Annotated in this window: 25 protein-coding genes and 2 other annotated features; of the genes, 24 read left to right on the forward strand and 1 reads right to left on the reverse strand. The window is 41.6% G+C overall.

All coding sequences use genetic code 11. From position 1 onward, the window contains the following. The first annotated feature begins 8 nt into the window (after positions 1-8). The 3 genes from hemL to ysxE all read left to right on the forward strand — a co-directional run bounded on the left by hemL (position 9) and on the right by ysxE (position 3,969). Positions 9-1,295: a glutamate-1-semialdehyde 2,1-aminomutase gene (gene hemL / locus QUF73_22980; GenBank protein MDM5228973.1), complete on the forward strand. Its 1,287-nt coding sequence runs from the start codon at positions 9-11 to the stop codon at positions 1,293-1,295. 243 nt (positions 1,296-1,538) lie between these two features. Continuing rightward, a complete protein-coding gene (spoVID, locus tag QUF73_22985; protein MDM5228974.1) occupies positions 1,539-2,801 on the forward strand; it encodes a stage VI sporulation protein D in 1,263 nt (420 codons plus the stop codon). Between the two features lie 109 nt (positions 2,802-2,910). Next, positions 2,911-3,969 (forward strand): spore coat protein YsxE, encoded by a 1,059-nt coding sequence (ysxE, locus tag QUF73_22990; GenBank protein MDM5228975.1) that lies wholly within the window; start codon positions 2,911-2,913, stop codon positions 3,967-3,969. 13 nt (positions 3,970-3,982) lie between these two features. On the opposite strand, the gene QUF73_22995 is transcribed toward ysxE, so the two are convergent. Then, a complete protein-coding gene (locus tag QUF73_22995) occupies positions 3,983-4,174 on the reverse strand; it encodes a hypothetical protein (GenBank protein MDM5228976.1) in 192 nt (63 codons plus the stop codon). 238 nt (positions 4,175-4,412) lie between these two features. Next, positions 4,413-4,669: a binding site (T-box leader), on the forward strand. Between the two features lie 55 nt (positions 4,670-4,724). Between QUF73_22995 and QUF73_23000 the strand changes: the two genes are divergently transcribed. The 21 genes from QUF73_23000 to QUF73_23100 all read left to right on the forward strand — a co-directional run bounded on the left by QUF73_23000 (position 4,725) and on the right by QUF73_23100 (position 26,290). Then, positions 4,725-7,370: a valine--tRNA ligase gene (locus tag QUF73_23000; GenBank protein ID MDM5228977.1), complete on the forward strand. Its 2,646-nt coding sequence runs from the start codon at positions 4,725-4,727 to the stop codon at positions 7,368-7,370. A 70-nt stretch (positions 7,371-7,440) separates the two neighbouring features. Beyond that, on the forward strand, positions 7,441-8,754 hold the full coding sequence (locus QUF73_23005; protein ID MDM5228978.1) for a folylpolyglutamate synthase/dihydrofolate synthase family protein: 1,314 nt from the start codon (positions 7,441-7,443) through the stop codon (positions 8,752-8,754). 149 nt (positions 8,755-8,903) lie between these two features. Further along, positions 8,904-10,553, forward strand: a complete 1,650-nt coding sequence (locus tag QUF73_23010) for a sensor domain-containing diguanylate cyclase (GenBank protein MDM5228979.1) — start codon at positions 8,904-8,906, stop codon at positions 10,551-10,553. 251 nt (positions 10,554-10,804) lie between these two features. After that, entirely contained in the window at positions 10,805-11,563 is a 759-nt protein-coding gene (locus QUF73_23015; GenBank protein ID MDM5228980.1) for a prepilin peptidase, read from the forward strand. A gap of 361 nt (positions 11,564-11,924) precedes the next feature. After that, on the forward strand, positions 11,925-13,004 hold the full coding sequence (locus QUF73_23020) for a hypothetical protein (GenBank protein MDM5228981.1): 1,080 nt from the start codon (positions 11,925-11,927) through the stop codon (positions 13,002-13,004). Positions 13,005-13,235: 231 nt separating this feature from the next. Further along, positions 13,236-13,805, forward strand: coding sequence for a Maf family protein (locus QUF73_23025; protein MDM5228982.1), 570 nt, complete (start codon positions 13,236-13,238; stop codon positions 13,803-13,805). A 51-nt stretch (positions 13,806-13,856) separates the two neighbouring features. Next, on the forward strand, positions 13,857-14,546 hold the full coding sequence (gene radC / locus QUF73_23030; GenBank protein MDM5228983.1) for a DNA repair protein RadC: 690 nt from the start codon (positions 13,857-13,859) through the stop codon (positions 14,544-14,546). A gap of 160 nt (positions 14,547-14,706) precedes the next feature. Continuing rightward, complete coding sequence (locus QUF73_23035; protein ID MDM5228984.1) at positions 14,707-15,729, forward strand: rod shape-determining protein; 1,023 nt, start codon at positions 14,707-14,709, stop codon at positions 15,727-15,729. 178 nt (positions 15,730-15,907) lie between these two features. Further along, on the forward strand, positions 15,908-16,792 hold the full coding sequence (mreC, locus tag QUF73_23040; protein MDM5228985.1) for a rod shape-determining protein MreC: 885 nt from the start codon (positions 15,908-15,910) through the stop codon (positions 16,790-16,792). Beyond that, positions 16,789-17,304, forward strand: a complete 516-nt coding sequence (mreD, locus tag QUF73_23045) for a rod shape-determining protein MreD (GenBank protein ID MDM5228986.1) — start codon at positions 16,789-16,791, stop codon at positions 17,302-17,304. Before mreC ends, mreD begins: the two co-directional genes overlap by 4 nt. Positions 17,305-17,576: 272 nt before the next feature. Then, a complete protein-coding gene (gene minC / locus QUF73_23050; GenBank protein MDM5228987.1) occupies positions 17,577-18,254 on the forward strand; it encodes a septum site-determining protein MinC in 678 nt (225 codons plus the stop codon). A 1-nt stretch (position 18,255) separates the two neighbouring features. Then, on the forward strand, positions 18,256-19,059 hold the full coding sequence (minD, locus tag QUF73_23055; GenBank protein ID MDM5228988.1) for a septum site-determining protein MinD: 804 nt from the start codon (positions 18,256-18,258) through the stop codon (positions 19,057-19,059). A 137-nt stretch (positions 19,060-19,196) separates the two neighbouring features. Then, on the forward strand, positions 19,197-19,973 hold the full coding sequence (locus tag QUF73_23060; GenBank protein ID MDM5228989.1) for a M23 family metallopeptidase: 777 nt from the start codon (positions 19,197-19,199) through the stop codon (positions 19,971-19,973). Beyond that, positions 19,966-20,832, forward strand: a complete 867-nt coding sequence (locus tag QUF73_23065; GenBank protein MDM5228990.1) for a M50 family metallopeptidase — start codon at positions 19,966-19,968, stop codon at positions 20,830-20,832. Before QUF73_23060 ends, QUF73_23065 begins: the two co-directional genes overlap by 8 nt. A gap of 60 nt (positions 20,833-20,892) precedes the next feature. Beyond that, a complete protein-coding gene (locus tag QUF73_23070; GenBank protein MDM5228991.1) occupies positions 20,893-22,341 on the forward strand; it encodes an Rne/Rng family ribonuclease in 1,449 nt (482 codons plus the stop codon). Between the two features lie 197 nt (positions 22,342-22,538). Continuing rightward, positions 22,539-22,618 (forward strand) — a sequence feature (ribosomal protein L21 leader region). Between the two features lie 13 nt (positions 22,619-22,631). Continuing rightward, the gene (gene rplU / locus QUF73_23075) at positions 22,632-22,940 is read left to right on the forward strand and encodes a 50S ribosomal protein L21 (protein MDM5228992.1); all 309 of its coding nucleotides are present in this window, start codon (positions 22,632-22,634) and stop codon (positions 22,938-22,940) included. A 13-nt stretch (positions 22,941-22,953) separates the two neighbouring features. Then, positions 22,954-23,292, forward strand: coding sequence for a ribosomal-processing cysteine protease Prp (locus QUF73_23080; protein ID MDM5228993.1), 339 nt, complete (start codon positions 22,954-22,956; stop codon positions 23,290-23,292). Further along, entirely contained in the window at positions 23,293-23,586 is a 294-nt protein-coding gene (gene rpmA / locus QUF73_23085) for a 50S ribosomal protein L27 (GenBank protein MDM5228994.1), read from the forward strand. A gap of 237 nt (positions 23,587-23,823) precedes the next feature. Further along, entirely contained in the window at positions 23,824-24,375 is a 552-nt protein-coding gene (locus QUF73_23090) for a sporulation initiation phosphotransferase B (GenBank protein MDM5228995.1), read from the forward strand. A gap of 141 nt (positions 24,376-24,516) precedes the next feature. Then, on the forward strand, positions 24,517-25,809 hold the full coding sequence (gene obgE, locus QUF73_23095; GenBank protein ID MDM5228996.1) for a GTPase ObgE: 1,293 nt from the start codon (positions 24,517-24,519) through the stop codon (positions 25,807-25,809). A 25-nt stretch (positions 25,810-25,834) separates the two neighbouring features. Next, the gene (locus tag QUF73_23100; protein MDM5228997.1) at positions 25,835-26,290 is read left to right on the forward strand and encodes an ACT domain-containing protein; all 456 of its coding nucleotides are present in this window, start codon (positions 25,835-25,837) and stop codon (positions 26,288-26,290) included. Positions 26,291-26,364 lie beyond the last annotated feature (74 nt).

Here is a 26,364-nt window from a genome sequence, read left to right on the forward strand (position 1 = left end):
GGGATGACATGCGCTCTTACGAAAAATCTATCAAGGCTTTTAAAGAGGCAAGCGAATTGATGCCTGGAGGAGTAAACTCTCCTGTACGTGCCTTTAAATCAGTTAATATGGATCCCATTTTTATGGAACGCGGACGAGGCTCTAAAATCTACGATATCGATGGCAATGAATATATCGATTATGTATTGTCCTGGGGCCCATTAATCCTGGGCCATACTAATGAACGTGTGGTCGAGGCTATTAAGAAAGTAGCTGAAATGGGGACAAGTTTTGGAGCTCCTACTGAAATCGAAAACGAGCTTGCCAAACTGGTCATTGAACGCGTGCCTTCAATTGAAGTGGTGCGGATGGTTTCTTCCGGAACAGAAGCTACCATGAGTGCCTTGAGGCTTGCTCGAGGATATACCGGCAGAGATAAAATCATGAAATTTGAAGGCTGCTATCATGGCCACGGTGATTCCCTTTTAATTAAAGCTGGTTCTGGTGTAGCAACTCTGGGGCTGCCTGACAGTCCAGGGGTTCCCGAAGGAGTTGCCAAAAATACAATTACGGTTCCTTACAATGACCTTGAAAGCGTAAGATATGCCTTTGAGCAATTCGGAGACGATATCGCAGGTGTGATTGTGGAACCGGTAGCTGGAAATATGGGAGTCGTTCCTCCTCAGCCAGGCTTCCTTGAAGGCTTAAGAGAAATTACAGAACAAAACGGCTCCCTGCTTATTTTTGATGAAGTAATGACTGGTTTCCGCGTCGGCTATAATTGTGCTCAGGGCTATTTTGGAGTGACACCGGATATTACATGTCTCGGAAAAGTTATAGGCGGTGGCCTCCCAGTCGGTGCATATGGCGGGAAAACGGAAATTATGAAGCAGATTGCACCAAGCGGTCCAATTTACCAGGCAGGAACACTATCCGGAAACCCTCTTGCCATGACAGCCGGTTTCGAGACATTAAGCCAGCTGACTCCACATTCCTATAAAGAATTCGAAAGAAAAGCAGACAGACTGGAAGAAGGGCTTAAAGCTGCTGCTGATAAATATGATATCCCGCACACCATTAACCGTGCAGGTTCCATGATCGGCATCTTCTTTACAAATGAAGACGTTATTAACTATGAAAAAGCCAAAACATCCAATCTGGAGTTCTTTGCAGAATACTACAGGGAAATGGCAAACCAGGGAGTCTTCCTGCCGCCATCGCAATTCGAAGGACTCTTCCTCTCAACTGCACACTCTGATGAAGATATCGAAAAGACTATCCATGCAGCTGAAAAGGCATTTTCCAAATTAAAATAAGCACGGCCTGACACTCATCGATTGATGGGTGTTTTTTTATGCCCTTGTAATTATGGTTATTAGAGTCTTTGTGCATCGTTTGGATGCGCAGCCGCGAAAAAAAGTCTTATCCAAGATTCTTTTTCTAAATTAGTCTAAGATTCCCTCAGAGCGCTATTTTTCTATTCATAAAGTATCCTAATCCCTCATAGGATTGTTAATGACATAGTGATTAAACGTAAAGATTCGAAGGGAGGAGTCGCTTTGTCTCAGGGGAATCCATCGTGCTTACGATTTTCTTTAGAAGAATCAGTATGGTTTCAAAAAGGACAGGAAGTATCGGACCTGATTTCCATCTCGTTAGACCCCAATATAACAATTCAGGAAAGCGATCAATATGTAACAATCCAGGGAGCACTTGAATTGGCAGGTGAGTATAGACGCAGCGAAGAAGAAGCATCTAAGGAAGAACAAGAGGATTTGGCAGTCACCAAATTCGTTCAGACAGTTGAAGAAAGAGGAGAAGGAGTTTGTGAATTCAAACACTATTTTCCTGTCGATATCACTATTCCGAATAATAGAATCCAAAGCATCTACGATATTGACGTTTCGGTAGAGTCCTTCGATTATGTTCTGCCGGAACGAAGCTGTATGAAATTGACAGCTAATTTAACCATAACCGGATTGTATGGTGATCAGCAGCATGTTCCTGTTCAAGAATGGGAGGATGAAGCTGAAGCTGAAACTAAAGCTGAAACGGAAACGGAAGAATTAGAGCCTCTGTACAGATCTTCTGCAGTGGCAGAGGAGACAGAGGAAGAAGAAATAATTCAGCAGGAATGGCCTTCTTATCAGCAAGAAGAACAGGAGGAAGAGGAAGAAAGGGAGGAACAGGTATCCGCTGGCGCCGAGGAAGATATACGGGAAGAGGGGCCGCAGGTAGAGCATTCAGAAACAGATGAGGTTTATATTCCATTTGAGGCGGAAGCAAGAAAGCAGCCTGAAGTGGAAGAACAGGAAGTCATTAAACCGTCAGTGCCGGCAGCGCTCGAAGTAAAACAAGAGCAGCCAGAAGAGGAACAGACGCCGAAAACTGCACCGGAAATATCTTTTTCTTCTCAGCGCAATGAGGAGGAAGCACCGCCAACCGCACAGGAAATCTATCAAATGACGGAAGCATCCGAATCAGATAGTCCTTCTTTTGAAAAGAAACCAGTTCAGGCGGCTGCGCAAGTTACTCATGAGGAAACAGAGGAATCATCATCCTCTTCAGAACAGGAAGCTAAGAAGAAGAAACTCTCCAAGAAGAAAAGCATGTCGTTAACAGAGTTCTTTGCCCGTAAGGAAGAGACAGAAGAACATGTTAAACTCAAGGTTTGCATTGTGCAGAACGGCGACACAATTGATGCCATTGCTGAAAGGTATGAGATACCAGCACAGCAGCTATTAAGGGTGAATCACCTTGAAATCAATCAGGATATTTATGAAGGGCAAGTGCTGTACATTCCTGTAGCGGTAGCCCATTAAATGATTAAAAGGCTGAGCAGGTATTGATAACCCGCTCAGCTATTTTTGTATAGCCAATATATTTCAGAATAACATCATTTTTTCTCATTCTGGAAAGTGAGTGGTTAAGGTGGAAGAAAAAAATCGGCTGCGGAAAGTCTCCCCTATTTTAAATCATTATTCATTAGAGCCGCATTTTGTAGAGGAGTTTGGGAGAGTTCAGAAGGTTTACAGTAGCAAAGGTGTGTTTGCTTTGAAGAAAATAAAGCCTCAGCATGGAGCGGATTTTATAAGGCATGTACAAACTCTCTTTCAAAAAGGCTATAACAGAATTGTCCCTATTTACCCGACGGTTGATGGAAGATATGCAGTGCTCCATCAGAATGAATTATTTTATATAATGCCCTGGATGCCCAATGAAGAAAAGGAGGACAGATTTGAGAGGCATCAGCAGATGCTGAGGGAACTGGCAAGACTGCACACATTGTCCTCGCGGGAAGTTCCTATAAAAAAGGATGACCGAACCGAACATTATGAAAAAACATTGCAGGAATGGGAGAAAGAAAAGGAATTTTTGGAGGGATTCATCGAAGCCTGCGAAAGAAAAGAGTATATGTCTCCTTTTGAACTAATGTTTTCCCTATATTATCACGACGTCAGCCAGGCATTGAAATTCTCCACAAACAAATTTAAAGATTGGTATGAAAAAACAAAAGAAAGTGACAAAGCACGAACGGTAATCATTCATGGTAAAGTTTCAACCGAACATTTTCTGTACGATGAAAGGGGATATGGGTACTTCACGAATTTTGAAAATGCTAGACAGGGGTCGCCGCTCCATGATATATTGCCGTTCTTATCAAGAACACTGAAAACTTATCCAAAAAGATCCGAAGAATGTGTAGAGTGGATTTACACTTATATGAAATACTTTCCATTCAGAGACGATGAGATGCTGCTGTTTCAAAGCTACTTTGCTCATCCGAGTCCTATTATCAGGGCTGCTGAACAATATTATAAAGGGGAAGGAAAAAGGGGAGAAAGAAAGGCTGTCCAGCATTTGCAAAGGCAGTATTGGCTTTTGAAAAATATTGAATATGCTGTAATGAGAATTGATGAGATCGAGAGGCAAAAACAAGAAGCTAAGGCAGCTGCCGAAGCTCAAGCGCAAGAAGGAGCCCAAAGCTAAAAGATGCGGGCTCCTAAACCAATTGAAGATGGAAAGCAATAGCAATCAGAATGAACAGCGATAGCAGCAGTACATCAAAGGTGGTAGGCAGCAAAATTGTTCTTATGCCTTGAAAAACACAGAACGGGATAATGAACTGTGCACACACATTCCTGAAAGTTCTTAACCAGGGAGGCAGTGTGTAAGGATTATATTTTCTTCTCATTGTCGCATGCCCCTTTCCCAAATGTTCATATGTATATTCTATGATTCATTTTTCGGTAAAGTGCCTATTTTTGTTTCTTTCCTGTATAACGGCATAGTTAAACTCCCCTTAAGAAGTTTTTTCAGGCAATATCATCATCACTTCGATGGAAATAATGAATAATATATAAAAAACTCGGGTATCCTTATTGACTATAACAGTCTTTTTTCGGTAGTATATTTTATATATATAATTGTATATCGATGCTAAGACAGGGAAGAGTACAATGGCCATTTGCCTTTAAGAGAGGAAAACCAGCAGCTGAAAGGTTATCCAGGCAGAACCGTTGGAAGGTCGCCCTAGAGCATCTTTTGCGAAAGGCTTCAGCCAAGTAGTAAAAGACGGGAAATCCGTTATCTGTTTAAGTGTCAATCTCTATAAGAATGTCTTTCCATGATTTTCTTTAGTGATTGAAAAAAAGGTGGTACCGCGAAACAAACTCCATTCGTCCTTTTATGGCGAATGGAGTTTTTTATTTTTTAGGATTGTTTTTAGAAAGGAAGAATGACACATGGATAATAATGAATTATCAATGCCGACGAAATATGATCCTCAGGGGATTGAAAAAGGACGATATGATTGGTGGCTGGAAGGGAAGTTCTTTGAAGCAAAAGACGACGAAACTAAGCAGCCCTATACAATTGTGATTCCGCCTCCGAACGTAACAGGAAAGCTTCATCTTGGCCATGCATGGGATACGACCCTTCAGGATATCCTCACCCGGATGAAGCGTATGCAGGGATACGATGTTTTATGGCTTCCAGGCATGGACCATGCGGGTATTGCCACTCAGGCAAAGGTCGAAGAAAAGCTTCGCAATGAAGGCAAAAGCCGCTATGATTTAGGCCGTGAGAAGTTCGTAGAAGAAACTTGGAAATGGAAAGAGGAGTACGCCAGCCATATCCGCCAGCAATGGTCAAAGCTTGGATTAGGGCTTGATTACAGCCGTGAACGCTTCACCCTTGATGAAGGCTTATCAAAAGCTGTTAGAGAAGTTTTCGTTTCACTTTATAATAAAGGTTTGATTTATCGCGGTGAGTACATCATCAACTGGGATCCGTCTACGAAAACGGCCCTTTCTGATATCGAAGTTATTTATAAGGATGTTCAAGGTGCTTTCTACCATATGAGATATCCTCTGACAGATGGCTCAGGACATATCGAAATTGCCACTACACGCCCTGAAACGATGCTTGGCGATACAGCTGTAGCAGTACACCCGGAAGATGACCGCTATAAGCATTTAATCGGCAAAACGGTTAAACTGCCGATCACAGGACGAGAAATTCCGATTGTTGCAGATGATTATGTAGAAATGGATTTCGGGTCAGGCGCAGTAAAAATTACGCCGGCTCATGACCCAAATGATTTTGAAATAGGAAATCGCCACAATCTTGAAAGAATTCTTGTAATGAATGAAGACGGCACAATGAACAGCAGAGCCGGTAAATACCAAGGTATGGACCGCTTTGAATGCCGCAAGCAAATTGTGAAGGATCTTCAGGAAGAAGGAGTTCTTTTCAAAATTGAAGAACATATGCATTCTGTGGGCCATTCAGAGCGCAGCGGCGCAGTTGTTGAACCTTACCTTTCAACACAATGGTTTGTAAAAATGCAGCCTCTTGCTAATGAAGCCATCGCTCTTCAAACTAAAGAGGAAAAAGTAAACTTTGTTCCAGAGCGATTTGAAAAAACGTATCTGCGCTGGATGGAAAATATTCGTGACTGGTGTATTTCACGCCAGCTTTGGTGGGGCCACCGCATCCCGGCCTGGTACCACAAAGAGACAGGTGAGGTTTTCGTAGGGCACGAAGCACCTGAAGATATTGAAAACTGGGAGCAGGACAAAGATGTTTTGGATACCTGGTTCAGTTCAGCCCTATGGCCATTTTCAACAATGGGCTGGCCGGATACTGACTCAAGCGATTTCAAGAGATACTATCCGACTGCTGCTCTGGTAACTGGCTATGACATCATTTTCTTCTGGGTATCACGAATGATCTTCCAGGGTCTCGAATTTACAGGAGAGCGTCCATTCCAGGATGTATTAATTCATGGTCTTGTTCGTGACTCTCAAGGACGCAAGATGAGTAAGTCCCTTGGAAATGGCGTTGATCCAATGGATGTAATCGATCAGTATGGAGCTGATTCACTCCGTTATTTCCTTTCTACAGGAAGCTCACCGGGACAGGATCTGCGCTTCAGTATGGAAAAGGTTGAGGCAACATGGAACTTTGCCAATAAAATCTGGAACGCATCCCGCTTTGCATTAATGAACATGGATGGATTAACATACGAAGAAATTGATTTGAGCGGTGAAAAGTCTGTTGCTGACAAATGGATATTAACCCGTTTGAATGAAACAATTGAGACGGTTACAAGATTGTCTGACCGCTACGAATTTGGCGAGGTTGGCCGAGTGTTATATAACTTCATCTGGGATGACTTCTGTGATTGGTATATCGAAATGGCGAAGCTTCCGCTGTATGGAGAAGATGAAGCTGCCAAGAAAACAACCCGTTCCATCCTGGCATATGTTCTGGACAATACAATGCGTCTGCTGCATCCATTTATGCCATTTATCACGGAAGAAATTTGGCAGAACCTCCCTCATTCAGGTGAATCCATTACGGTTGCCCAGTGGCCGGCAGTAAACGATGAGTACACAGATAACCAGGCTGCAAATGAAATGAAGCTGCTTGTAGAAATCATTCGCACTGTCCGCAACAGCCGTGCTGAAGTGAACACGCCGATGAGCAAGAAAATTAAAATGATGGTTAAAGCTAAGGATGAGGAAATTCTGGGTACACTGGAAAATAACCGTGCCTATATTGAACGATTCTGTAATCCTGAAGAACTAGTGCTGGCTCAGAATGTTGAGACTCCTGATAAGGCGATGACAGCAGTTGTGACTGGGGCAGAAATTATTCTTCCGCTTAAAGGCCTGATTAACATTGAAGAAGAAGTTGCCCGCCTTCAGAAAGAGTGGGATAAATTAAATAAAGAAGTTGAAAGAGTCCAGAAGAAACTTTCAAATGAAGGCTTTATTAAAAAGGCGCCTGAAAAGGTAATTGAAGAAGAGAAAGCAAAAGAACAAGACTACAGCGAGAAGAGAGCAGCTGTAGAAGCTCGCATTAAAGAGCTAAAAGGAGAATAATTAATAGTTGAGGAAGGCGGGTCCATATGAGGGATTCGTCTTCCTTCCTGTATAACGGAGGTGCATATAAATGTTTGCTACTTATGAGGAAGCACTGGGATGGATTCATTCAAGGCTAAGACTGGGGATGAAGCCGGGTCTGCAAAGGATGGAATGGATGATGGAAAAACTTGGCCATCCCGAGAGAAGAATTAAGTCCGTCCATATTGGCGGAACGAATGGAAAAGGCTCAACAGTTACGTTTTTAAGATCCATTCTTCAAGAGGCAGGTTATTCTGTCGGAACTTTTACATCGCCATATTTTGAGAAATTTAATGAACGGATTTCTCTTAACGGAATACCAATTAAGGATGAAGATCTTGTTCGCCTTGCTAATGATATATATCCGCTGGCGATTGAATTGGAACAGACGGAACTTGGCGGTCCAACCGAGTTTGAAATCATTACCGCTATGGCTTTCCAATATTTTGGCCATGTACAGCCAGTGGATCTCGTTTTGTTTGAAGTGGGACTTGGCGGAAGGTATGACTCTACTAACATCATCTATCCTGTATTATCAATCATTACAAGCATCGGACTCGACCATACAGCCATCCTTGGGAATACATACGGGGAAATCGCTTTTGAAAAAGCGGGAATAATTAAACCTGGAATCAGTGTTATTACAGCTGTTAAACAAGAAGAAGCGCTCGCTGTTATTCAAGATAAAGCTTTAAGCATGAAGTCCCCTGTTTATCAGCTGGGGAATGAGTTTGCTATTTCTGATCATAAATCCCTGGACCTGGGAGAATTCTTCTCCCTTAAGACAGTCTTTCAGAACTTCTCTGATCTTGAGACAGGAATGAGCGGAAAACATCAGACTGAAAATGCTTCCCTTGCTGTAATGGCAGCAGAGCTTTTAAATAAATTTTATTCTTTCCTTATAGAAGTAAATCATATAAGAGCCGGATTGAAAAAAGCTTTCTGGCCCGGCCGATTTGAAATTCTATCTGAAGACCCGCTGGTGGTAATAGATGGAGCGCATAATGAAGAAGGGATAACTGCCTTAACTGCTGAGCTGAACAACCGTTTTGGAGATAAAAGCAAAAATATTGTATTCGCTGCGCTTGCTGATAAAAAGCTTGATAAAATGATCAGTAAGCTTGATTCTGCTGCAGATCGCATCACCTTTACCGAATTTGAGTTTCCGAGAGTAGCATCAGCTGAAGATTTATATAATCTCAGTAAAAATAGCAGGAGACAGTTTCATACGGACTGGAAAGAGCTATTGGAGGCTGAACTGCGTGAAGCAGGAAAAAACAGCGTGCTGGTTATTACTGGATCACTTTACTTCCTCTCAGAAGTGAAGCCTATTTTTTTGAATCTTTTGGAAAAAAATAAATGAAAATATGACAAAAGTTAGAAAATTTGATAAAATGTTTGTGTTATCCGACTATTTTCCTGAATAAATTGGAGGAGGGGGAAAAGATAGTTAGTTCACCAGCCAAAAAAATAATATGGTTATTATGGATACTGATATTTCCTGCAGGTTCCATGCTAACCTATCATTTTTACCCTCCCGATTTTTCAGGACAGGGACTCAGTTTGTTTGCCTTTTTCATATTGATGTTTTTCGTTTCTTCCATGCCGATGGTAATCAATAATACACCAATCTTTTTAATTCAATGGGTTACGATGGCAGTGTTTTTAACCTTTGGGCTCCTTGCTGAAATGATAATGGTACAATTGGGGATCCTGGTACTTCTTTTAAGGCTGAAAATACAAAAGGATCAGCTGTTTCGCCTGCCGCTTAACTCACTTTTGTTCTTTGCATTATCTTTATTGAGCGGGCTCGCTTACTTTGCAATGGGAGGCAAAATAGGCGTAGATCTAATAGCCAATCCCCAATATTTCTGGGTCGCTGCAACATACCCGGTAATCCATTTTACTCTAAATCAGGTATGGATCAGCGTAATTCAGGCTGCATTGTATGGCAGGAAAATATCTTTTCTGGAAAAAGACCTTATATGGGAAACTATTACCTCTCTGATAACATTCCCGATCGGCCTTATCCTTTACATATTATATGCTGAAGTGGGAATTCTTGCACTGCTGTTTGTAGGGGTGCCATTTGTAAGTCTTTCAATCATTCTTCATCTTTATTACTCAAGTGAAAAGGTTATTGATTACCTTCAAAAAGCCGCAGATATAGGACATCAAATGGCAGAGCGCCTTGATGTGGATGAGGTTATGGAGCTTTTTATTTTGAAATTTAGCGAAATGATGCCTGTTGACTATGCCTATATTCTGGATATTAAGGATAATAATGAACTTCACACGATTTACCGAATTGAGCGTGGCCAAATAAAGCCGAATGACCTTAAGCCTGCCAAAAAAAGTGAGGGAATCAGCGGATTGGTTTTGGGCACCCGAAAATCTGCCCTTTTCCATTTGAGGAAGAAATGGAAAAGCATTGCTAAGGAATTCTTGCCTGCAGATGCCGAAAGCATTATTTGTGTTCCGATAGTCCGAAGTGATGAAGTATTGGGGATTCTGCTGCTTTCTTCAGCAAAAAAGAGGGCATATGAAAAGTCACAGCTCATGATTGTCGATATTTTATGTTCGCATTTTGCGATAGCAATTGAGAATGCAAAGCATTATGAGGAAACAAAAGCCCAAAGCGAGCGCTGTGCGTTAACGAAACTATTCAATTATAGATATATGGAAGCTAAATTAAATGAAGAATTCAGCAGAATGCAAAATGGTGAAAGAAAACTCCTCTCACTCATCATACTTGACATCGATCATTTTAAAAAAGTGAACGATACTTATGGGCACCAAAGCGGAAATGAAATTCTCTGTGAACTGGCTGATCGGCTGACAAATTTAATAGATACGGCAGGAATTGCTGCACGATATGGCGGCGAGGAATTTGTTGTCTTAATGCCTGAAACCGGGAAAGCCGATGCGATAGGCTGGGCAGAGCTTATCAGGCAGACCATTGCCAACCGTCCATTCATACTCAAACAGAACATTGATGGAAGAAGCAGCAGCACAAAAGTTTATATAACTGCCTCCATTGGGGTAGCTGCTGCACCTGAAGATGCTGATGATTCACTGGCCCTTATACGCCATGCTGACCGAGCTTTATATCTTGGGGCTAAGCGTGCAGGGAGGAATAAGGTTGCGGAATATGTGAAGTAAAAATCCTTTTGTTAGTCAAAAGGATTTTTTTTGTGCGAAAATAAACCTTTAGTGATATACATCATTGAAGTTCATAAAGCTTACACATATACTGTTCAAGTATATTCATATTCAATTGATCATTTTTTTGTTTTGCAAATTTTGGAGGAGGAAACAAGCTGCGGGCATATAACAATATTTGAGGACCGCTATATCTAATAGGACACTGAGGAAATCAGCTTTCTTGTGCCTGCGCCGACGCGTTAATATTTATGCTAAATCTCTTAATTATATTATTTTTATTCGGTGCCATACTAGGTTCCTTCTACAATGTAGTTGGCCTAAGAGTTCCTGAAAATCAATCAATTGTAAAGCCGAGGTCACACTGTAAACACTGTAATCATACTTTATCATGTTTGGAGCTTGTCCCAATTTTTTCTTATGTATTTCTAGGTGGAAAATGCAGGCGCTGTAAGGTGTCAGTTTCAGCCTTATATCCGGCTGTGGAGCTTTCGACAGGTACTTTGTTTGCTGCTGCTCCATTAATTTTAGGGTGGACTTCCGAGTTGATTGTTGCCTGGACACTAGTTTCTCTTTTGGTCATTATATTTGTATCTGACTATAAATATATGATCATTCCAAATAAAGTTCTCTTAGTTTTTGGTGTGACCCTAACAGCAGAACGTATTTTTATTCCTCTTTCTCCTTGGTGGGACAGTTTAGCAGGCGGGGTACTTGGTTTTTTACTGCTTTTATTTATAGCTGTAATCAGTAAAGGCGGCATGGGTGGAGGAGATATAAAGCTATACTCAGTTATTGGTATTGCTTTAGGTGTGAAGCTTGTTTTGCTTTCGTTTTTTCTAGCCACTTTGTTTGGAGCATTTCTAGGTGGTATAGGCATGTTTATAGGAGTTGTGAAAAAGGGGAAACCAATTCCATTCGGTCCTTTTATTGGTATGGGAACAATAATTGCCTACTTTTATGGCAATGAATTGATAAAATGGTACTTTCACTCAGTCCTTTATAAATAGTCGGAATTGCCAAGAAATTAATGAGTATAAAAAGTGTAATTTTATTTCGAGATTTTTATTTTTTTATATAAAATCAAATGTGGAAATGATAAAATCTCTCTGTTTGTTATATTTTAGAGAAAATCCATAACCGCTGTTTGTTTTAAAGGCGAAAAGCGAAGTTTATGCTATTCTGACGGCAATGAAGGACTCCCTATAAATAAATTAGATCCTAAATTAATTACAGAAAATCAAACGAAAATCCAAATGAAAAATTTGACGAAATCCTTCCGTAACAAGACGACAAAAGTCTTGTTATTTTTTTTTTTCCTTATGTTAGGATGAAAACAATTCAGGAAACGGTACGGAAGGAGGATGAGATGTGGACAAGCCTAAAAGCGAAAAAACGATCACAATTAAGATTAATGGCAAGGACCGTCCGTTTCAGGAGAAAAAGGAAGAAATGCAGGAGAAAGCATGGGATCCGAGACAGCTGGATAGACAGAAAAAGCAGGAACAAACTGAATTTTTCGCAACCATACAAACAGCGGCCGGTAAAGAGGCGGATGACAGCTTCGACTGGATTCTGCCTGAGGAAGCGGAAGATGCGGATATAAAGGAATATAAAAAAGCAGCTCCTCCTAAATCACCATCTAAAAATGGGCTGAGCAAACTGGCTAAAAAATTCCAGGGGAGAAATAAGCAAGGTTTCTTAACATCCATTATTCTGGCTGTCTTTTTTGCTGTACTGCTCGGGACCAGCTTCGGATTCATCATGCTGAAGCTTGTATTTACCGATCAGGCAGCCGAAACTGTGGCACCTCCAAGTAATGAAGCTCCGGCAGCATCAAATCAGCAGACTCCCGCTGCAGCTGCAGCTTTAGAGACACTAACAGCATACGTAGTTCAAGGCGGGGTTTTCTCAAACAGTGAAGCAGCACAGCAAATCCAGGAAGCTAACTCACAAAAGGGAGTCTATAGCCAATCAATAAATATAGGTGAGCAGACTTTTCTTTTTTTAGGGGTATCCGGAAGCCTTGATCAGGCTAAGGAAATAGGTGCGGATCTAAAAAGCAAAGGGATTGATGTATTTGCAAAAGAAGTTGCCTTTGAAGGTAAAGCACTTGAAGGGCTGAATGCCGAAGAGAAAAAACTGGCTGAAAATGCTCCTGCTTTTTATCAAAGCCTTTCAGAAGGTGCAGCCAGTGCCTCTCTCGGCAGCTCTATAACTCCTGAGGCGGCTGAGGAAATAAAAAATCATAGCAAGGCAGTGAATGATCTGCCGGCCGATCAAATTAAAAATAAAAGCCTGATTTCTATAAGAGAAGAACTTTTGGATGCTTCGAAGCAAATAGACACATACCAGCAGGCAGGTGATTCTGCATCAGCCGGTAAAATTCAGGAGCACCTGCTGGCGTTTCTTGCAGCTTATCAGACTTTGCTGCAGTCAGACGGGCAGTAAGGACCCGGCATATTGTGCCATAATAATATCCGATTCGAATATTTTCTGGGAAATATCACATATTAAATGGAGTCTGTTCGGGAAATTTAGACAGACTCTTTCTTTTGTCATTATTCGATAATTTATGATAAAAATATCTATAAATTACCTCTTTAAAATTGTTTGTCTGGCAATTTTTTGATACGATTAACCTGTATCTCCCAATATGATACATAAAGGTAAGGTGATTACATGCAAAACCTCATTTTAGCCTCTTCTTCCCCGCGGCGAAAAGAACTTCTTGAAAATCTTCATTTGCAATTTGAAGTCTCCAGCAGTGATGTCGATGAAAGTTTTGATCCAGTGCTGTCACCAGGAGAGATCGTGAAGGAGCTTGCCCATAGAAAGGCACAGGCTATATTTAATAAACATCCTGATTCATATGTAATTGGCTCAGATACAGTTGTAGTTAAAGACAGCAATGTTTTAGGAAAGCCAGGCAGCAGCAAGGAAGCCTTCAGGATGCTTAAAAGTCTGTCTGGAACCACCCATTCTGTTTACACAGGTGTATCCATCGTGGCGCCTGAAAATGTAATTACATTTTATGAAAAAACCGATGTGGTGTTCTGGGAGTTAACGGATGAAGAAATTAACTCTTATATTGGCACCGGTGAACCATTTGACAAGGCAGGAGCATATGGGATACAAGGCATTGGCAGCATGCTTGTAAAAAGCATAACCGGAGATTATTTCTCTGTTGTCGGCCTTCCTGTCTCCAGAACGGTTCGTGAATTAAGGAAAGCGGGGTATTCGCTTACTTAATATACATTTTTCATCTTCAGCTCCCTGGCCCCAGAGTTTAGGGAGGAAAATATGCAAACGGATACTCTATTGATTAAAGATTTCCCTCAAGATGAACGCCCTCGTGAGCGCTTTGTCCAAAATGGTCCGCAAAGCTTATCCATTCACGAACTGATAGCGATATTACTCAGAACGGGCACGAAAGATGAATCTGTTCTGCAACTAGCGAATAGGCTTCTTACCCATTTTGAAGGACTCCGGCTATTAAAGGATGCGTCCCTGGATGAAATAACGGCCATTAAAGGAATAGGATCTGCAAAGGCAATTCAGCTGCTGGCAGCAGTTGAAATCGGCCGGAGGATTTCCAATCTCACATATGACGACAGATATATTATCCGTTCTCCTGAGGATGGAGCAAATTATGTTATGCATGATATGCGATTCCTGTCTCAGGAACATTTTGTATGCCTTTATTTAAATACAAAAAATCAGGTGCTGCATAAGCAGACCATCTTTATTGGAAGCCTGAATGCTTCAATTGTTCATCCGAGAGAGGTCTTTAAAGAGGCATTCCGCAGGTCGGCTGCGTCCATTATCTGTATTCATAATCATCCGAGCGGTGACCCGACTCCAAGCCGGGAAGATATTGAAGTAACCAAGAGACTTGCGGAGTCCGGAAAAATAATTGGCATCGATGTGCTGGACCATCTTATCATCGGTGAAAATAAATTTGTCAGTTTAAAGGAAAAAGGGTATTTATAACACTATGTTTTTATTTGACGTTGCGCTATAATATTGGTTATGATTTTTGAGATGCCTTGCTTTTTGGAGGCTCATTGTACTAGAAAAATTAAAGAAAATTCCATTAAAATACCTTACTTAGGAAAATGAGCAATTTGTATCAGAAAGGGAGATACCATTTATGTTTGGAATCGGTACTAGAGACCTTGGAATAGATTTAGGAACAGCTAATACACTTGTCTATGTGAAAGGAAAAGGAATTGTTGTCAGAGAGCCGTCAGTAGTAGCACTGCAGACAGATACTAAAAATATTGTAGCAGTCGGCAATGACGCGAAAAATATGATCGGCCGTACACCCGGCAATATTGTCGCTCTGCGTCCAATGAAGGATGGCGTAATTGCGGATTATGAAACAACCGCTGTCATGATGAAATATTATATTAAACAGGCTAATAAAAATAAGAGCTTCTTTTCAGGTAAGCCATATGTAATGGTATGTGTGCCATCCGGCATTACAGCCGTTGAAGAACGTGCTGTAGTCGATGCCACCCGCCAGGCAGGGGCACGCGATGCCTATACCATCGAAGAGCCGTTTGCCGCTGCAATCGGGGCTAATCTTCCTGTTTGGGAACCGACAGGAAGCATGGTGGTCGATATCGGGGGAGGTACTACCGAAGTAGCCATCATTTCCTTGGGCGGAATTGTTACGAGCCAATCCATCCGCATTGCCGGTGATGAAATGGATGACGCGATCATCAATTATATCCGCAAAAATTATAATTTAATGATTGGTGACCGTACAGCAGAAACGATTAAAGTGGAAGTGGGTTCTGCTGGAGATCCGGAAGGCGTCGAAAACATGGAAATTCGCGGCCGCGATCTGCTGACGGGCCTGCCAAAAACAATTGAAATTACTGCTGAAGAAATTTCAAAAGCCTTGAATGATACAGTTTATGCAATTGTGGATGCAGTAAAAAATACTCTTGAAAAAACTCCTCCTGAACTGGCGGCAGATATTATGGACCGAGGTATTGTACTTACTGGCGGGGGAGCGCTTCTCCGCAACCTGGATAAAGTAATCAGCGAAGAAACGAAAATGCCTGTCCTTATTGCAGAAAACCCATTGGACTGTGTCGCAATAGGTACTGGAAAAGCTCTTGACCATATCGATTTATTCAAAACGAAAGCTAAAGAATCCAGATAAATAGAAGCCTGAATAAGAAAATGATAAAGCCCATTCACTTCTTAAAAAGTGCATGGGCTCAAATTTGGTTTTTTTCTTGAACCTTAAATGATAATTTCGCAGATATATGTTATATTTTGTTGAGCAGCGCCTTAATGGCACAATTTTTCCTGAAAAAATACTAATCGAGGTGTAACGGATGCCACAGTTCTTTCTGAACAAACGCCTGATTATTTTGCTTGTCAGCATTATTATTCTCGTGGCATTGATTGGATTTTCTTTAAAAGATAGAGAAAATTTGACCTGGCCTGAACAATTTTTAAAAGATACTACCGGGTTTATACAAAATGCTGTTTCCAGCCCTGTGAATTATGTGGCAGGATTCTTTGAAAATGTCGAAGACTTGCAAAATACATACAAAGAAAATAAAGAGCTAAAGACAAGGCTGGATGAACTTGCACGCCTTGAGTCTGAGGTTCAGCGGCTGAAAAAAGACAATACAGAACTTCGTGAGATTCTGGATAAGAAAGACTCTTTAAGTGAATTTGAGCCAAAGCAGGCAACTGTTATAGGAAGAAATCCCGACAGATGGCATGAATTGCTTATCATTAATAAAGGGAAAAATGCTGGCATTGAACCGAACATGGCTGTCATTACGTCTAAAGGCCTGATCGGCAAAGTGAAAAGCAGCAATACCTTTACTTCAACAGTTCAGCTTCTTAGTTCAATGGACCCGACAAATCGCATCTCTGCTAAAATTCAGGCAGGCGAGAATAACTTTTTTGGTCTGATTGAAGGCTACGATAAAGAAAAAGGTCTTCTTTTGCTTAAGCGAATTCCTTATGATGCAAAGGTAAAAAAGGATCAAAACGTTATTACATCAGGTCTGGGCGGTGTCTTTCCTGAGAGCCTTCCGATTGGGAAGGTTGTTGATGTTGTTCCTGATGAATTTGGTCTTACGCAGACCGCCTATGTTAAGCCGGGGGCAGATTTCTATGATATTGGACATGTAATGGTCGTTAAAAGAGGTGCTTTACAGCCTGAACTAATGGAAATGGTTGATGAGAAGGAGGAGGAACTGTGAGAAGATTCCTTCTTCCACTCATACTCCTGGCCTTATTTATCGGTGAAAGCATATTTGTTCAATTAACTCCGCATGATTTGTTAGGCAGCGGAAAAATAGCAGTTCCCCGTTTCCTGATGGCCGGATTGCTTTTTTTGACCATTTTTGGCTCAAGAAAGCACGGAATTCTTTACGGCTTATTATTCGGCTTGCTTTTTGATATTGTGTACGTGGAAATTATTGGCGTTTACCTGTTTCTATTTCCAGTCATTGCTTTTATTACAACCAAACTAATGAAAATTCTTCAGACGAATATGGCTATGGCTTCCATCATTGTGCTCTTAGGCATCACTCTTCTTGAGGCCGGTGTCTACCAGATGAACTTATTAATTCACCATACTGATATGGTCTTTGCAGCCTTTCTTTCGTCCCGTCTCGTGCCAACTCTGATATTAAATGCCATTTTCATTATATTAGCTGTTTATCCATTTAAAAGACTTTCTGAAAAATTTGCAGATAGCTTAAACGACTAACCGTTTGAAGTGATATAATTTCACAATTCATTTTAAAAGAAACCGGATTAATCCGGTTTCTTTTAAATGAATAATTTTTAGGAAAAAAGGAATTTAGAAGGTTTCTGTCGAATTCTACCTTTATGGGCAAATTGGATAGGGATAATTGACATAATTTGTTTTTAAAAGAATGGCCCTGCGGCTGTTTGAAAAAATAGCAGTTTATGGACTGCTTTAAAATAGAGTGCCAACAGCACTTATGTGTTTCTTATCATTGAGGTGAACATCTTGAAATGAAAAAAAACCAAAACGTTACAATAAAAGGTACGAAAGATGGTTTGACTTTGCATCTCGATGATTCCTGTTCATATGGAGAGCTGAAGAAAGAACTTGATAGAAAGCTTTCAGAAAACTCCAGATCTGTTGAAGACCGGCTCCTTTCAGTGAGGGTACAAGTCGGCAACCGTTATCTCACAGAAGAGCAGCAGGAAGAATTGAAGGAGTTAATCAGGCAAAAGAAGAACCTGATCGTTGAGTCTATAAGCTCCAATGTCATTACCAAAGAAGAAGCTGAAAAACAGAAGGAAGAAAACGAAATTGTATCTGTGGCGAAGGTGATTCGTTCCGGGCAGGTTCTCGAAGTGGCGGGAGATCTGCTTCTTATCGGAGATGTAAATCCCGGGGGCACTGTCATGGCTGGAGGAAACATCTTTATAATGGGGGCGCTAAAAGGCATAGCCCATGCCGGATGCCATGGGAATAAGGAAGCCGTGGTCGTTGCTTCGCTTATGAAACCATCCCAATTAAGGATCAGCAATTGTATTAACCGGGCTCCTGACAAGGATCAGGATGACGAAAAAAGAGAAATGGAATGTGCTTACATAGATAAAGATGATCAAATTACCGTAGATAGATTACAAGTATTAATGCATCTAAGACCTAATATTACTAGATTGCAAGGGGGAAGCTAGGATGGGAGAAGCGATTGTCATTACGTCCGGAAAAGGCGGAGTCGGAAAAACGACTACTTCCGCAAATGTAGGTACTGCTCTGGCCCTTCAGGGGAAAAGAGTGTGCCTGGTGGATACAGACATTGGCCTTCGAAATCTTGATGTGGTGATGGGACTGGAAAACCGCATTATTTATGATCTGGTCGATGTAGTCGAAGGCCGGTGCAAAATACATCAGGCTGTTGTTAAAGATAAACGGTTTGATGATTTGCTGTATTTGCTTCCTGCTGCTCAAACAAGTGATAAGACGGCTGTTACACCAGAACAGATGAAAAAGCTGGTCGACGAGTTAAAGCAGGATTATGACTATATTGTCATAGACTGCCCTGCTGGAATTGAGCAGGGGTACAAAAATGCTGTTGCCGGTGCAGATAAAGCAATTGTTGTTACCACACCTGAAGTTTCAGCCGTGCGTGATGCTGACCGGATTATCGGCTTGCTTGAAAAAGAGGAAAATGTAGAGGCTCCAAAACTGATAATAAATAGAATTAGAAGCCATATGATGAAAAATGGCGACATGCTCGATGTCGATGAAATAACCGCACATTTGTCGATTGATTTAATTGGAATTGTGGCAGATGATGATGAAGTGATCAAGGCCTCCAATCATGGTGAGCCTATTGCTTTAAATCCTAACAGCAAAGCTTCTGTTGCTTACCGAAATATCGCCAGACGCATACTTGGTGAAGCTGTTCCGCTACAGCCTCTTGAAGAAGAGAACAAAGGTGTATTCTCAAAACTAAAAAAGTTTTTTGGTGTTAAATAATTGAAATTTATTGAACTTAAGCCGGGGAGCCTTCTCCGGTTTATTTTTTTATCTCAGACACCCACTTCAAGTCATACTCTATTTGGACAACTCATAAACTTGTACAAATAGAGCTATATAGAAATGGTGGGGATATTATGAATTCAAGAGCGGATGAAATACGCAAGAGAATCGAGCGGAGAAAAAAGGAGAAAGAAAGATTCTCAAACAAGAGAGACTCAACTGTTCTTTGGACAGAAGATGAAGAGCGGTATGGGTTTAATAAGCTGCCTTCATACGAGAGCAACCTCGATGAGGGAAATCACCCCTTATTTCGAAAGGAACTATTTCTTTTCAAATTGCTTGCTTCTGCCTGTATTTTTTTATTCGCTGCTATTCTTTTTAAAAACCAGGCTGCGACATTTGATCCTGCAAGAGACTTTGTAAAGGCAGCCATGGAGAAAGATTTTCAATTCGCCGCGGTTTCCGGCTGGTATGAGGAACAATTTGGAAAACCACTGGCCCTGCTTCCATTTTCAGATGGTAAAAAAGATGAAAAGAACGTTGAAGAAAACAGTGAGTATGCATTGCCTGCTTCTGCAAAAATCCTGGAAGACTTTAATGATAATGGACAGAGAATAACGATCGAAACAGGAAAGGAAGCTTCCATTGAAGCAATGAGTGAAGGGCTTGTGCGGTTTGCTGGAAAGAAAGATGGTTTCGGAAATACGGTCATTATTCAGCATGGTGATAAAAGTGAGTCCTGGTATGGCAATTTGGCTGAAATTAATGTGAATTTATATCAATATGTTGAAAAAGGAACCGGTATAGGCACGGCAGGTGACGCCAATGATGGAGAAAAAGGCTCTTTTTATTTCGCGATAAAAAAAGATGATGATTTTATAGATCCGATCCAGGTGATCCCATTTGAATAAAATAACAGGATTAATTAAACATATTCATATTCATCCTTTGTTATGGGCCATTATCGGACTATCTGTCGCGACTGCTCATTTTATGGAATTATGCATGCTGCTCCTGATTATCTTCGTTCATGAAATGGGCCATGCAGCTGCAGCATCCTTTTATTCCTGGAGAATAAAAAAGATTGCCCTATTGCCATTTGGCGGCGTAGCGGAAATGGATGAACACGGAAACCGGCCGCTGAAAGAGGAGATCGTAGTCATTATAGCAGGGCCGCTTCAGCATATTTGGATGATGGGGGCGGCGCTGTTATTTTATGAGCTCTCCTTTGTATCTGCTGATATTTTTCACCTGTTTATTCAGTTTAATTTAATGATACTGATTTTTAATCTGCTCCCTGTCTGGCCATTGGATGGAGGAAAGCTTGTTTTTTTATGGCTTTCTCTTAATCAGGCATTTCCGGAAGCGCATAGAAAAACACTTTTCATTTCGGCTGCGGGTCTAATCAGTTTCATTATATTAACTTTGCTGACCTCTCCTGTTAACTTGAATATATGGGTAGTCCTCGCTTTTTTGGTGTTTTCGCTATATCATGAATGGAAGCAGAGCCGATTCATATTTATCCGTTTTCTCCTCGAAAGATACTATGGGAAGCACAGCGACTTTCGGACATTAAAACCAATCGTTGTAAGAGAGGAAGAATTGGTTATTGACGTTCTGGAAAGATTTCAGCGAGGATGCAAACACCCAATCATAGTTGAAAAGGACGGGAAAGAGAAGGGTGCTTTAGATGAAAATGAACTGCTGCATGCGTGCTTTGCAGAAAAAGTGCTGACTGCTAAAATTGGAGATTTGCTTTATGTTTACTGAAGAGCTAGTTTTTATTAACGTGAATAAATAATGTTTTAAAGTGAGGAAATAGTTTTGGACATGTTAGTTGTAAATTATGCATCAAGAGAGCGCCGATTTGCACATTTAAAAGATAAGAGGGTCGAGAAGCTATTTATTGATCAGCCGAAGCAGCGTTCATCAGTAGGGGATATTTACTTAGGCACCGTTGCAAAAGTAATGCCTGGATTGAATGCAGCTTTTGTAGAGATTGGGGAAGATCAAAGCGGATTTATTCACCGGGACAAACTGGCAGCCTATGTTCGTTCTGCCGAAGAATTGCAAGTAAAGGAAAAACGGAGCATCTCTTCTTTTGTCCATCAGGGAGAAAGAATACTTGTTCAAGTTGAAAAGGACGCTGCCGGAACTAAAGGACCGAGATTGTCAGGTGTGCTTGAGTTTTCAGGAGATTCGCTGATATATATGCCAAATGGCCGTTATGTTGCTGTATCCAAGAAAATTGAGGATAGTGAAGCAAGAGAAAACTGGCGCCAATTTGGCTATCGTGCTAAAGAAGAGAATGAAGGGCTGATTTTCAGAACATCCTGTGATAACAAGAAAGAAATTGAACTCATGGATGAACTTGAAAGGCTAAGGCTGGAGTACAGGGACCTTTTAAGGGCAGCAGAAGCAAAGAAAAAACCGGGAAAAGTTTACGAAGCGGATTCTTTTATTGAGGAAATTAAAGAAGAAGCGAAGAAAATGGCTGACGGAGAAATCGCAGTGGACGATTTAACACTGAAGAGTGTGCTCCAGAAACACACCAGCCTGCCAATTCGGCTGCACACTGGCAAGGAAAATATCTTCTCCGCTTTTAATGTTGAAGCTGAAATTGATAAAGCGCTGAAACGAATTGTATGGCTTGAAACTGGCGCATATCTTATTTTTGATGAAACCGAAGCTTTAACAGTCATCGATGTAAATACCGGAAAGTTCGCCGGTAAGCAGGACCGCAGGGATACTGTGTTAAAAACGAACGAGCAGGCGGCCGAAGAAGCTGCAAGGCAGATCAGGCTCCGCGATATAGGCGGCATGATCCTAATCGATTTTATCGACATGAAAGAAGCATCTGACCGGAAGCATATTCTCTCCACCATGGAAAATGCGCTGAAAAAAGATGAAAGACGCACTAAACTCGTTGGATTCACCCCGCTTGGAATCCTCCAGATGACCAGAAAAAAGACAAAACCGGCTATATCAGAATCACTCACCGAAAGGTGTCAAGTATGTGAAGGCGCCGGAAGAGTGCTGAGTGCTGAAACCATTGCCTTCAGGCTGGAAAGAGAACTGTGGGAACATCGCGGCAATGACCATGAAGCTGTCTTAATCGAAACCACCCCAGGCACAGCGGCGCTATTCTCAGGGGAAAATGATGCCCATAAAAAGAGAATCGAAGACAGCATTGGCTTAAAAATAATGTTTTCCTATAAGGAAAATTGCAAGCCATTTTATGAAATCAGAAAGTTTGGCAGTGCAGCAGAACTTGAATAGTTCAAAGCAGGCGGGGTTAACCACACCGCCTGCTTTTTTAGTGCAGTATTTCCCACTTCCCTAATAACCCCATTAGCATTATAATTGTATAGGCACGTAAAAAAGTAACTTTTAGGTGCAAAAAAGAGAATCATATAATTCTTATTGACATGAATAATCATTATATGATAGGATTTTCATGTTATGTTTGTAGCGCACCCGTGCTACAACCGCACAGAACAGGTACATAAGCCCGCTTTTCGTGTCGGCGCCTGGGATGGCGAGTCTTAGTCTAAGAGGAGGTGCAGTTCATGTACGCGATTATCGAAACTGGCGGTAAGCAATTACGTGTAGAAGAAGGTCAAGCTATCTACATCGAAAAGCTTAACGCAGAAGCAGGCGAAACAGTTACTTTTGAAAAGGTTCTTTTCGTTGGCGGAGACAGCGTAAAAGTAGGAAGCCCTGTAGTTGAAGGTGCTACTGTTACAGCTAAAGTTGAAAAACAAGGCCGTCAAAAGAAAATCACTGTATTCAAGTACAAAGCAAAGAAAAACTATCGTAAGAAGCAAGGTCATCGTCAGCCTTACACTAAAGTTATGATTGAAAAAATCAACGCTTAATCAGGCGATTCAGATGATTGAAGTTACGATTATTCGTAAAGATTCCGGAAATATTCGTTCGTTTGAAATAAGCGGTCATGCATTCTTCGCAAACAGAGGCAAGGATATCGTCTGTGCAGGTGTATCTGCCGTTTCCATCGGTGCCATTAATGCTGTCCATGCCCTAACCGGCGTGACACCAGAAATCAGCCACGGAGATGGCTTTCTCCGCTGTGTTCTTCCTGGTATTCAGGATGACATGAATGAGAAAGTGCAGCTTCTTCTTGAAGGCATGGTTGTTTCATTGCAGACGATTGAAGAAGACTACGGAAAGTATATAAAGATTACCTTCAAAAAGCAGGAGGTGGAATAAATGCTATTAAAATTAGATCTTCAGTTGTTCGCTTCTAAAAAGGGAGTAGGTTCTACAAAGAACGGCCGTGACTCAATCTCTAAGCGTCTTGGCGCTAAGCGTGCGGACGGACAATTCGTAACTGGCGGCTCAATCCTATACCGTCAGCGCGGTACTAAGATCTACCCAGGTGTAAACGTGGGTAAAGGCGGCGATGACACACTATTCGCGAAAGTTGACGGTGTTGTTAAGTTCGAGCGTCTTGGACGTGACCGCAAGCAAGTGAGCGTATATCCTGCAGCTCAAGAGGCGTAAGCCTTTTCGAGAAAACCCTAGCCCACAAGGTTAGGGTTTTCTTTTTTTGGCAAAAAATCCGCCAGTGCACTTCACATTTTATCTAATGAATTTATAGCTCCAGAAGACAGCAGCTCTTCTTCGCATAAGCAATATTTTCTTATTTAACATAAATTTGCTTACTGTACTTATGTTTTTTGATATACTTACAGCAAGCACAGTCTTCTGACAGCCTAATAACCATACAGGAGTGCATATATGGAAAAAGACTGGAATATGATTGAAGTGCTGCGTCATGCCCGGCATGACTGGCTGAATAAAATACAATTAATTAAAGGCAACCTTTCCCTTAACAAGGTAGACAGGGCTAAGGAAATCATAGATGAAATCGTGGTGGAAGCTCAGCAGGAAGCAAGACTTTCAAATTTAAACCTTCCTGAGTTTGCTTCGCTTTTATTGACTTATAATTGGGAAAACCACTACTTTCAGCTTGAATATGAGGTGCTCGATGATACCATTTCCGGCCGATTGGATGACTTTGTCCTTTCTGAGTGGACAGGCTCTTTTTTTGCCATTTTGGACTCATCAGTAAGGCCTTACCATGATAATCATTTATCTGTATCCATCAGGCATGAAAAAGAAGGGGCTCGTTTCTTTTTTGATTTTAGCGGAATACTAACAGATATCGATAAATTGGATCAGTTCTTCAAAAAGAAGAACGATGACATAACGGCTGCTGTTCAGGAATTAGCTGAAGAGGAGCTTGCACTGGAATTATTTGTGCCATTCATTGCGAATGGCAGAGAGTGATTTCCGCCGCAGAAAGCAATACTAAGTGTGAAACTCTGCAGGCTGGAGCATTTCTTAAGTGTAAGAGTGGATCCAGTCAGTGCCGTTAATTTGGCTGAATGCCAGACAATTGGGACATACTGCAGACGGGAGGAATAATATATGTTTGTCGATCAAGTCAAAGTTTATGTTAAAGGCGGGGACGGGGGCAACGGAATGGTTGCTTTCCGCCGTGAAAAATATGTGCCGAACGGAGGCCCAGCCGGGGGAGATGGCGGCAAGGGTGCCAATGTTGTTTTTGAAGTGAATGAGGGATTGCGCACGTTAATGGATTTCCGTTATCAGCGCCATTTTAAAGCTCCCCGCGGTGAGCATGGAATGTCTAAAAATCAGCATGGAAGAAATGCAAAAGACATGATTGTTAAAGTTCCGCCGGGAACAGTTGTAACTGATGCCGAGTCAGGGGAAGTAATCGCAGATTTGACTGAGCACGGGCAAAAAGCTGTCATAGCACGCGGGGGCCGCGGAGGCAGAGGGAATACCCGCTTTGCCACACCGGCCAATCCTGCTCCAGAATTGTCCGAACATGGCGAACCGGGTCAGGAAAGAGATGTTGTGCTGGAACTCAAGCTTTTAGCTGATGTTGGTTTAGTCGGTTTTCCAAGCGTCGGAAAATCCACGCTGCTGTCCGTTGTCTCATCGGCACGACCGAAGATTGCGGAATACCACTTTACGACGATTGTTCCCAATCTGGGAATGGTTGAGACTGAAGACGGCCGCAGCTTTGTCATGGCAGACTTGCCTGGATTAATTGAAGGCGCCCATTCGGGAGTAGGCCTTGGGCATCAATTTTTACGGCATATTGAGAGAACCAGAGTTATTGTCCATGTTATCGATATGGCTGCTGTTGAGGGCAGGGATCCATTTGAAGACTATCTAACCATCAATAAAGAATTAAAAGAATATAACCTTCGTCTCACTGAAAGACCTCAAGTCATTGTGGCAAATAAAATGGACATGCCTGATGCAGAGGAAAATCTTAATAAATTCAAAGAACAGCTTGAAGAAGAGTATCCGATTTTTCCGATATCCGCTTTAACAAGACAAGGGTTAAGGGATTTATTATTTGCCGTTGCAGATAAGCTTGAAGAAACGCCTGAATTCCCGCTGTCGCATGAAGAAGAAGAAGATACAGGTGTGCACCGCGTTCTTTATAAGCATGAAGCTGAGCAGACGGAATTTGTCATTACGAGAGACCCTGCAGGAGTGTTCGTCGTATCTGGCGATGCTATTGAGAAGCTCTTTAAGATGACTGATTTCTCAAGAGATGAATCTGTCCGCAGGTTTGCAAGACAGCTGCGCGGAATGGGTGTGGATGATGCACTTCGTGAAAAAGGAGCAAAAGACGGTGATACCGTTAAGCTGCTTGATTATGAATTCGAGTTTATTGACTAACCTTCTCGATTGACGGGGTGGAGAAATGAGAAAAGATAGATTCGATAAGAAATTTTATTTGGTTCGCGAAGATGTTTTGCCTGAAGCAATGAAGAAAACATTGGATGCGAAGGAAATGATCGAAAGGGGAAAAGCCGAATCGGTTTGGGATGCTGTCCAAAAGGTCGATTTGAGCAGAAGTGCTTTTTATAAATATAGAGACACTGTGTTTCCTTTCCATACTGTTGTCAAAGAACGGCTGATCACTTTATTCTTTCATTTGGAAGACAGATCGGGGACTTTATCCCATTTATTGGGCGTTGTGGCTTCATCGGGGTGCAATGTCCTAACCATACACCAGACCATTCCACTCCAGGGAAGGGCAAATGTCACTCTTTCCCTGAATGTAACTGAAATGGGCATCGAGATTGAGGAGCTCTTGGCAAGGCTTCGAAAATTAGAGTTTGTAGAAAAAGTAGAGGTGCTGGGGACGGGTGCATAAGAAAATGCGCTCTGTACCCTGCCCTTTTTTAGTTTATTATTTTGTAAATTACATACATATGTTAAAGTAGTAAA

It is taken from the genome of Cytobacillus sp. NJ13 (assembly GCA_030348385.1).
Taxonomy (GTDB): Bacteria; Bacillota; Bacilli; order Bacillales; family Cytobacillaceae; genus Cytobacillus.